The organism is Massilia arenae (genome assembly GCF_008014745.1).
Classification (GTDB): domain Bacteria; phylum Pseudomonadota; class Gammaproteobacteria; order Burkholderiales; family Burkholderiaceae_D; genus Telluria; species Telluria arenae.
Genome location: NZ_VPFD01000024.1, coordinates 86,969 through 96,446 on the forward strand (window position 1 = coordinate 86,969; position 9,478 = coordinate 96,446).

Below are 9,478 nucleotides of genomic sequence, written 5' to 3' on the forward strand. Positions count from 1 at the left end.
AACTGAATGACCAACAGCATGAAACTGCCAGCCTGGATGAGCGGCCTTGGTGCACAAGGCAGCAAGGCGGCAGCGCCGGTCCTGATCATCATGCTGCTGGCAATGATGATCCTGCCGTTGCCGGCCTTCGTGCTCGACGTCTTCTTCAGCTTCAATATCGCGCTGTCGATCATCATCCTGCTGACCGCGCTGTATACGGTCAAGCCGCTCGACTTCCTGGCCTTCCCGGCCATCCTGCTGGTCTCGACCATGCTACGCCTGGCGTTGAACGTGGCGTCCACCCGTATTGTCCTGACCGAGGGCCACACCGGCTCCGCCGCGGCCGGCAAGGTGGTCGAGGCCTTCGGCCACTTCCTGATCGGCGGTAACTACACCGTCGGTATCGTCGTCTTCATCATCCTCACCATCATCAACTTTTCGGTCGTGACCAAGGGCGCGGGCCGTATCGCCGAGGTGGGTGCGCGTTTCGCCCTGGACGCGATGCCAGGTAAGCAGATGGCGATCGACGCCGACCTGAACGCCGGCCTGATCGGTGAAGCCGAAGCCCGCAAGCGCCGCCAGGAAGTCTCGCAAGAAGCCGAATTCTACGGCGCCATGGATGGCGCCTCGAAATACGTCAAGGGTGACGCCGTCGCCGGTATCATGATTACCGTGATCAACATTGTCGGCGGCCTGATCGTCGGCGTGGTGATGCACGACTTGGCCATGGGCGAAGCGACCAAGATCTACACCCTGCTGGCCATCGGTGACGGCCTGGTGTCGCAGATTCCTTCGCTGATCATCTCGATCGCGGCCGGTATGGTCGTGTCGCGTGTCGCCAATGACGAAGACGTCAGCTCGCAGCTGACTAACCAGCTGCTGGCGCGTCCTGAATCGATGTACATCACGGCCGCCATCATCGGTGGCCTGGGCCTGATCCCGGGCATGCCGAACCTGATCTTCCTGCTGCTGGGTGGTGCGCTGGCCGGCACCGGCTACATGATCTCCAAGCGCCAGAAGGCGGCGCCGGCCAAGGAAGAAGCGGCCGCCGCGGCCGCCGCCGACGCCACTGCCGCCAAACAGGCGCCAGCCGAGAGCGAAGAAGCGACCTGGCAGGACGTCATGCCGGTCGACACCCTGGGCCTGGAAGTCGGCTACCGCCTGATTCCGCTGGTCGACAAGAACCAGGGCGGCGAGCTGCTCAAGCGCATCAAGGGCATCCGCAAGAAGTTCGCGCAAGAAGTGGGCTTCCTGGCGCCGCCGGTACACATCCGCGACAACCTGGAACTGAAGCCATCGGCCTACCGCATCACCCTGAAGGGCGTGGAAGTGGGCAGCGGCGAAGCGATCAACGGCCAGTTCCTGGCGATCAACCCGGGCATGGCCAGCGGCACGCTGCCAGGCCTGGTGACCACCGATCCGGCCTTTGGCCTGCCGGCCACCTGGATCGAAGCCGGCCTGCGCGACGAAGCGCAGAGCATGGGCTACACCGTGGTCGACGCCGGCACCGTCGTGGCGACCCACCTGAACCACCTGATCACGATGCACGCGTCGGAACTGCTGGGCCGCATGGAAGTGCAGGCGCTGCTGGACCACCTGGGCAAGGAAACGCCGAAGCTGGTCGAAGACCTGGTGCCGAAAGTCGTCTCGCTGTCGACCCTGCAGAAAGTGCTGCAGAACCTGCTGGTCGAAGGCGTGCATATCCGCGACATGCGCTCGGTCATCGAGGCGCTGTCGGAGCACGCGAACATGACGCAGGATCCGTCGGAACTGACCGCCGTGGTGCGTGTGGCCCTGGGCCGCGCCATCGTCCAGCAGCTGTTCCCGGGCGAGAACGAGTTGTCGGTGATGACCCTGGACAACCGCCTCGAGCGCCTGCTGCTGCAAGCCATGGGCAATGGCGGCGACGGTACCGGCATCGAGCCGGGCCTGGCCGACACCATCGCCCAGCAGGCGGCCAACTCGGCCAACCAGCAGGAGCAGATGGGCCACACCCCGGTGCTGCTGGTGCCGGCCCCGCTGCGCGTGCTGCTGTCGCGCTTCCTGCGCCGCGCTGTGCCGCAGCTGAAAGTGCTGTCGCATGCGGAAGTGCCGGAGAGCAAAACAATTCGGGTGACCAGCCTAGTGGGTGTGCCGATGTAATGGGGGAGGGCGGTTCGTGTGCTGCCCGGTCAGTCGGCGAGCGCCGTGAAGCGGCCGGCTCTGCGCCAGATGAATCTGCAGAGCGCCGTGACGAGCAGCACGACGATGAATGAAAAGCCAAGTGCGAGCAGCGTTTCGAGATCGGCCAGTTCCTCGCCATTTGTCGAACCATACACATCGATTGCCCAGAGTGCGAATGACTCGGGAACTCGAGGGAAAAGGTCGGGGCGGACAAGGATCAGTCGGGTGAGCGCGACGGTAGCGACAAGGGTCCAGATGGCGAGAAGAAAACGCGTAACGGTTTTGTTCACCTGACGATGACCCTTCCATAGGCCTGTAGCGAGCTTCCCGGAACGTCCACCTGATTACTTGCTTTGAGATGGGCGCGCAAAGTATTGAAGTCAGCCAGACTCTCCAAAGTGATGCATCCCTGGCTTACGCCGCCGACTCGGTTCGGATGAAGTCTGAAGTTTCCTCGCTTTACATTGTCGCAAAATACTTCGTCATCAATCTTCCCGTCGGCTGCATAGAGGGCGAACCACTCCGATCGGTCTCGTAACAGATCACGTAGAGCGCCTAGTCTGCCGCCCGACTGACGGTCCACAATATAGTAGCTGCCGGGAGGAATAGGACCGACGTTGGGAGTACAAATGAACTGTCGTTGGTTCACATGCCTTCCCAAGCCTGAGAACGCTGGAAAGTGAGTAGCGCCTATCTTAAACAGGCTCATCGGCTTGCCGTTGAGTTCGAACGTGCACTCGACCATGCGCTATCTCCTGGAAATTTAGTCCACACGCTTTTGATCATAGGGAGATGGCGTAGGCAGTCAGTGAGTCTTCGCAATACCTTGGCAGGTATACCGGCGTGGCGTGGGGCTACCCTGATCGTTCAGGGCGCAGCACCAGCGGGCGGTATTTGCGCCAGACCCAACGTGATAGCAATGTGACAGGGGGGGCGGCGTGCGAATGCTGCCTGGTCAGTCAACTCCATGTAATGCGACCGTAAATGCCGCGCTGGGAGCGTCGACTACCGATCGACTGTGCGGTCGCGGATACGTTGCCAAATAAGGATGCCCGAATATGTGAGTCCCAGGACGAGAGGAAACGCGACGGCTAGTCCGAGCAGTACCTCGAGATCCCGAATTTCTTCCGCATTGTTTGCGCCATACAGATCAACAAGCCATATCGCGAATGGCTGGGGGATCGTCGGGAGCCGACTTGAATTGACGACCCATAGATGTGTAAGGGCGAAGCTGGCAAAAATGACCCATAGCGCGAGAATGAGTCGTTGGTTTGTCTTTTTCACCGGACGGTCACTCTTCCGTAGACTTTTAGTGTGCTGCCAGGAATACTCTTCTGGCCCACGCCATCTCCATGAGCGCTGTGCTCCCAAGCTGTCGATCATAGGTAAATGGCGTATGCCGTCGATGAGCCTGCTCAAAACTGGCCTGTTCGGCAGCAGTCACTTGACGAACACCGTGCGCTCAACCTGCCCAAGGTCGGTAATGGTCACCAGCACATCCAGCGGCGTGTCGGAGTCGGCATGCAGATAGAACTCGACGCCGCCTGGCCCGCCCTCGGAATCGTGCGGTCCGATATTGGTCACATACACATTGGCCTGGCCCAAGTGGGGGTGGCCGGGAGAGGAATCGCTGGTAAAGGTCACAGCGCCCGGCCCAGCCCCACCGCTCCACTCCACGGCGGTGACCATGACGGCGGAGCGCTCGCACATCTTTTGCCAGTCCCAGTTGTAATTGCATCGCACGCGGCCCTGGACGTTGCGGTACAACAGTCGAATTGATTTGACCATGGTCTCCTCCCTGCGCCATCGATAAGGTGGCCTTGTCTGTTTAGACCTTTCTGCGGCGGCAAAGATCGCCCAGCCATAGACGCCTTTTGACGACAAATCCGGCTTGTCACTCCGTCAAAAGGTATCGGTTTTACTGATTCCGTCGAAATAGACCATTTTCCCCATCCTTTTCCCATGATGGTTTCCTGAGGGCATCGTCAATAATGCTTCCTATCGACAGGCATCGTGCCCGTCATGCAGAACCAGATTGAAGCGCGGAGAACCAGATGAAGGTTAAGAAATTTACGGCAGCAACTTCCCGAGATGCATTGCGCAAGGTGCGCGAAGCGCTGGGGCCGGATGCCGTCATCCTCTCCAACCGTCCAGTCGACGGCCAGGTCGAGATCCTCGCGCTGGACAACGATGACGTGGCCTCGCTGGCCGCGCCGGCCGTTGACTCCGAAATGGCCCAGCCGAAGCCCAACCTGCAACTGCAGCATCTGGAAGACCTGGCGCCCGCACCGGCCCCCGCCGCCGCCCCGGCCTTCCTGTCGCGCCGCCTGCAGGACGCCGCGCCAGCCGCGCCGATCGCGCCAGCCTACGCCGAGCCAGCCCCGACCTACGCCGAGCGCCGCGCTCCGGCCGCGGAGCCGGCGATCGACATGAGCGCCATGACCTCGATGATGAGCGCCGCCATCTCCCAGGCCAAGGAATCGGCCGCCGCCGAAATGAACGGCATGATGAGCGAGATCCGCGCCATGCGCGGCTTGATGGAAACCCAGCTGGCCGAACTGTCGTGGAACGCCACCGCCCAGCGCGAGCCGCAAAAGGCGACCGTGCTGCGCGAGATGCTGGCCGCCGGTTTCTCGGCCACCCTGGCGCGCTTCCTGATCGAAAAAATGCCGGCAACCAAGGATGCCGCCGAAGCCATGCGCTGGGTCAAGTCCGTGCTGACCCGTAACCTGACCACCATCGGCAACGAAGACGCGCTGCTGGAGCAGGGCGGCGTCTACGCCCTGGTCGGCCCGACCGGCGTCGGCAAGACCACCACCACCGCCAAGCTGGCCGCGCGCTGCGTGATGCGCCACGGCCCGGACAAGCTGGCCCTGATCACCACCGATGCCTACCGTATCGGCGGCCACGAACAACTGCGCATCTACGGCAAGATCCTGGGCGTGATGGTGCACTCGGTGAAGGACGAAGCCGACCTGCGCATCGCCCTGAAGGAACTGCGCAACAAGCACACCGTGCTGATCGACACCATCGGCATGTCGCAGCGCGACCACATGGTGGCCGAACAGGTCGCTATGCTGTCCGGTTCGGGCGCCGACGTGAAGCGTCTGCTGTGCCTGAACTCGACCTCGACCAACGAGACGCTGAACGAAGTGGTGCGCGCCTATCAGGGCAGCGGCCTGCATGGCGCCATCATGACCAAGATGGACGAAGCCGCATCGATCGGCGGCGTGCTCGACGTCGTGATCCGCCAGAAGCTGAACCTGCACTACATCTCGAACGGCCAGCGCGTGCCGGAAGACCTGCACGTGGCCGACCGCGCCATGCTGGTCGACCGCGCCTTCCGCAACCGCGGCAACGCGGCCGCAGACGCAGACCTGCCGCTGATGATGGCCGCCGCCCAATCCGCAGCCGCACGCGAGGTGAACCTTGGCTAGTTTCGATTTCGACCAGGCCGAAGGCCTGCGTCGCATGCTGCAGGGCCCGCGTCCGCGCGTGGTCACGTTTCTGTCGGCCACGCCGGAAGATGACAAGGGCGCCATGCTGGTCAACCTGGGCGCCTCGCTGGCCCAGGCCGGCAACGACGTGCTGATCGTCGATGCCTGCGAAGTGGAATACGGCGTTGCGCGCCGGCTCGGCATGAACCGCAGCGCCTCGCTGTTGCAGGTGGCGCGCCAGGAAAGCGCCTTGAACCAAGTGATCCGCCCGGCGCCGCAAGGCTTCTCGGTGGTGCCGATGGGCGCGCCCGAGACGGCGGCCGAGGCGCGCCGCCTGGGCAATACCTTCGACGTGCTGGCGCTGCAATCGGGGATCGTGATCGTCGACGCCGAACTCGGCCCGGACGGCGATTTCCCGGTGGCCTCGATGGTTGAATCCGAGATCGTGGTCCAGGTATCCACCAGCGCGGCGTCGATCACGAATGCCTATTCGCTGGTCAAGCGCTTGTCGCAGCAACTGGGCCGGCGCCCTTTCGGGATCCTTGTTACCGGTGCGACAGAGGCAGAGGCCAAGGTGGTATACGATAATATGTCAGCAGCAGCAACACGTTACCTTGCCGTCAAGCTCAGTTTCATGGGCGCGGTGCCGGCCGACGAGTGCCTAGCAAGGGCCGCGCGCCTTGGCCGGGCCGTGGTCGACGCCTTCCCATTGGCCGGCGCTTCGGTGGCGTTTCGCCAGCTGGCAGGCAAGTTCGCGCTGCACGCCATGCCGCAGTTCGGCAAGCAGGGGAGCGCGGCCCATTTTGGTTCGTAATCGATATCGGCAATAGAGCACAGCAGAGAGAAGACTTACACCAGCATGTACACGGTCAAAGGGAAAGCGGACAAGAATTCTTTGCTGACGGAGCATATGCCGTTGGTAAAGCGCCTTGCCCACCACATGAAGGCCAAGCTGCCGCCTTCGGTGGAAGTGGATGACCTGGTGCAAGCCGGCATGATCGGCCTGCTGGATGCCATCAACCGCTACGAAGACAACCACGGCGCCCAGTTCGAGACCTATGCGGTGCTGCGCATCCGCGGCGCCATGCTCGACGAGCTGCGCAGCAGCGACTGGATGCCGCGCAGTACGCGCCAGAACATGCGCAAGGTCGAAAGCGCGATGCACGAGCTGCAGCAGCGCCTGGGCCGGCCGCCGAGCGAATCAGAAGTCGCCAAGTCGCTCAAGCTTTCGCTCGAGGATTACCAGGACATACTGGCCGACTCGGGCGGCCACCAGCTGCTCTATTACGAAGATTTCCACGACGACGACGGCGACGGCAACTTCCTCGACCGCTACGCGGTGGACGACAGCGACCCCTTGCGCGGCCTGATGGAAACCGACTTCCGCCACGCGGTGATCGAGGCCATCGACAACTTGCCGCCGCGCGAGAAGCTGTTGATGGGCCTGTACTACGAAGAAGAGCTGAACCTGAAGGAAATCGGCGCCGTCATGGGCGTCTCTGAATCGCGGGTGTCGCAGCTGCACACCCAGGCCGTTGCGCGCCTGCGCACCACCTTGCGGGAGCATATATGGACTGGGCCAGCGTAATCGGCCTGGTGCTGGCGATCGCCGGCATCTTCCTCGGCTACACGCTCGATGGCGGCAGGTTCGCATCGCTGATGCAGCCGGCCGCCTTCGCCATTGTCGTCGTCGGCACCTTCGGCGCCGTGCTGCTGCAGAGCGAAACGCGCACCTTCCTGCGCGGCATCGGCATGCTGCGCTGGGTGTTCGTACCGCCCAAGAACGGGCGCCAGAAGCTGTCGCGCGACATCACCCTGTGGAGCCAGACGGCGCGCCGCGACGGCCTGCTGTCGCTCGAGCAGTATATGGCCAAGGCCGATCCCTTCGTGGCCAAGGGCCTGCGACTGGTGGTGGACGGCATCGCGCCGGACAAGCTGCGCAGTTTGCTGGAGCACGAGATCAACGGCTATGAATTCGCCCAGCGGCAAGCGGCGCGCATCTGGGAGTCGGCGGCCGGCTATGCGCCGACGATCGGCATCCTGGGCGCCGTGCTGGGCCTGATCCACGTGATGGAAAACCTGTCCGACCCGGCGCGCCTGGGTTCCGGCATCGCGGTCGCTTTCGTCTCTACCGTGTACGGCGTCGGCCTGGCCAACCTGTTCTTCTACCCGGTCGGCAACAAGCTCAAGGCCATCGTCAACGACCGGGTCTCGCAGTACGAGATCCTGGCCGAAGTCTTCGCGGATCTCGCCAGCGGCGACCATGGCCGCGTGGTCGACGAACGCGTCGCCAGCCTGCTGGCGCGGCACTGATCGACAGGTCTATCTCATGGCCCGCAAGCGCTACGATGACGACGTCCCGCAGGAGCACCACGAGCGCTGGCTGATTTCGTACGCTGACCTGATCACCTTGTTGTTCGCCTTCTTCGTGGTGATGTATGCGATCTCCATCGTCAACGAGGGCAAGTACCAGGTGCTGTCGGACGCGCTGGGCGACGCCTTCGGCGGACGCGGCGCGGCGACCCAGGTCAATACCAACGTCGAGCCGGTGCTGCCGCTGTCGCACATCATCAACCGCAAGCGCAACGAGGCCGCCCGCCGCGAGCAGGAGCGCATGGGCGTGATGGCGCGCGAGCTGTCGGCGACCCTGCTGCCGCTGGTGAAATCGGGCCAGGTGCGGGTGACCCAGAACGCGCGCGGCATCAGCGTCGAGATCAATGCCAGCGTACTGTTCGAGCAGGGCCAGGCCTTGCTCGACCCTGAAGCGCGCGAAGTGCTGGGCGCCGTGGCCAGCCTCTTGAAGGACGATACCCACCGCATCGAAGTCGAGGGCCATACCGACGACGTGCCGATCGCCAGCCCCGTGTATCCATCCAACTGGGAACTGTCGACCGCGCGCGCATCGAGCGTGGTGCGGCTGTTCATCGACAACGGCCTGCCGCCCGCGCGCCTGTCGGCGATCGGCTTTGCCGACACGCGGCCGGTGGCGCCGAACACGGACATCGCCGGGCAAACCCGCAACCGGCGGGTGGCGGTGACGATCCTGGCGGCCCTGCCTGAAACAGGCGGTAACATACTGCCCTGAACTGTAACGACAACTCGTGTCATAATCGAAAGGCGATTGCAGCGTTTGCGGCGGCGTGTTGGTAAACCGAGGTGGCCCCGTCCCGGAAGGAGGCAAGATGCATGTCAAACGAAGCATGCCGGCAGCTGTGCTGGCGACGTTGCTGGCGCTGGGCGGCCTGGCCGGCGCGGTCAAGGCCGTGGAGGCCAAGGTGAACGTGCATCACCGGCTCGAAGTCGAGACCGGCGCCAAGTCGGTCAAGGTGCGGGTGCTGATCGAGAACCGCGGCGACCAGTCGGTATGGATCCCGCGCGAGATCGCCCTGGGCGACGACCTCTCCGCCCCGCGCTTCAACCTGCGTACGCCCGGGGAAGAAGTGGCCTATACGGGCCGCATGGTCAAGCGCGCCGCGCCGGGCCCGGCCGACTACCTCGAGGTCAAGCCGCAGACCACCCACCTGAACACGATCGACATCACCGAAGCCTATGCCTTCAAGCCGGGGCAGCACAGCTACGAGATCCGCTATGCGGGGCCGTGGCTGAGTAGCCTGGGCAAGCTCGATGCGGCCAGCATCAAGAGCAGTCCGGCGATTCCGGTGAAGTTTTCGTTTACGCAGCGGTAGGCTTTGACCGCTTGCTGTATTCGGGCGCCAGATTGCCTCGTTAGCCCAAAACCGTCGTTCCCGCGCAGGCGGGAACCTAAGTTTTGTACGTTTCGTTAGCGCATGCAACTTAGGTTCCCGCCTGCGCGCACTGCTGTCCGGAATAATCTTCTTGATTTTTCCATCAGAATAGGCGTCCCTGTTTGAGTGCCAAGTCCTCTCGATATCGACGCT

At 63.1% G+C, this 9,478-nt stretch carries 10 protein-coding genes; 7 read left to right on the forward strand and 3 right to left on the reverse strand.

Features of this window, described 5'->3' with window-relative positions; translation table 11 throughout:
• Positions 1–6: 6 nt before the first annotated feature.
• Entirely contained in the window at positions 7–2,121 is a 2,115-nt protein-coding gene (gene flhA / locus FVD38_RS19865; protein ID WP_147936412.1) for a flagellar biosynthesis protein FlhA, read from the forward strand.
• 29 nt (positions 2,122–2,150) lie between these two features.
• Here flhA and FVD38_RS19870 read toward each other — a convergent pair whose 3' ends face one another.
• The 3 genes from FVD38_RS19870 to FVD38_RS19880 form a co-directional block, all read right to left on the reverse strand.
• Positions 2,151–2,432, reverse strand: a complete 282-nt coding sequence (locus FVD38_RS19870; protein ID WP_123070314.1) for a hypothetical protein — start codon at positions 2,430–2,432, stop codon at positions 2,151–2,153.
• Positions 2,429–2,887: a DUF2778 domain-containing protein gene (locus FVD38_RS19875; protein ID WP_147936413.1), complete on the reverse strand. Its 459-nt coding sequence runs from the start codon at positions 2,885–2,887 to the stop codon at positions 2,429–2,431. The genes FVD38_RS19870 and FVD38_RS19875 overlap by 4 nt, the downstream gene beginning before the upstream one ends.
• A 695-nt stretch (positions 2,888–3,582) precedes the next feature.
• Positions 3,583–3,930 (reverse strand): hypothetical protein, encoded by a 348-nt coding sequence (locus tag FVD38_RS19880; RefSeq protein ID WP_123070316.1) that lies wholly within the window; start codon positions 3,928–3,930, stop codon positions 3,583–3,585.
• Positions 3,931–4,196: 266 nt separating this feature from the next.
• On the opposite strand from FVD38_RS19880, the gene flhF reads away from it, so the two are divergent.
• The 6 genes from flhF to FVD38_RS19910 all read left to right on the forward strand — a co-directional run bounded on the left by flhF (position 4,197) and on the right by FVD38_RS19910 (position 9,265).
• On the forward strand, positions 4,197–5,579 hold the full coding sequence (flhF, locus tag FVD38_RS19885; RefSeq protein WP_147936414.1) for a flagellar biosynthesis GTPase FlhF: 1,383 nt from the start codon (positions 4,197–4,199) through the stop codon (positions 5,577–5,579).
• Positions 5,572–6,393 (forward strand): MinD/ParA family ATP-binding protein, encoded by an 822-nt coding sequence (locus tag FVD38_RS19890; RefSeq protein ID WP_147936415.1) that lies wholly within the window; start codon positions 5,572–5,574, stop codon positions 6,391–6,393. The genes flhF and FVD38_RS19890 overlap by 8 nt, the downstream gene beginning before the upstream one ends.
• Before the next feature lie 45 nt (positions 6,394–6,438).
• Positions 6,439–7,167, forward strand: coding sequence for an RNA polymerase sigma factor FliA (locus tag FVD38_RS19895; protein WP_147936416.1), 729 nt, complete (start codon positions 6,439–6,441; stop codon positions 7,165–7,167).
• Positions 7,149–7,892, forward strand: coding sequence for a flagellar motor protein (locus FVD38_RS19900; RefSeq protein WP_147936417.1), 744 nt, complete (start codon positions 7,149–7,151; stop codon positions 7,890–7,892). Before FVD38_RS19895 ends, FVD38_RS19900 begins: the two co-directional genes overlap by 19 nt.
• Before the next feature lie 16 nt (positions 7,893–7,908).
• A complete protein-coding gene (gene motD, locus FVD38_RS19905; protein WP_147936418.1) occupies positions 7,909–8,664 on the forward strand; it encodes a flagellar motor protein MotD in 756 nt (251 codons plus the stop codon).
• 97 nt (positions 8,665–8,761) lie between these two features.
• The gene (locus FVD38_RS19910; RefSeq protein WP_147936419.1) at positions 8,762–9,265 is read left to right on the forward strand and encodes a hypothetical protein; all 504 of its coding nucleotides are present in this window, start codon (positions 8,762–8,764) and stop codon (positions 9,263–9,265) included.
• Positions 9,266–9,478 lie beyond the last annotated feature (213 nt).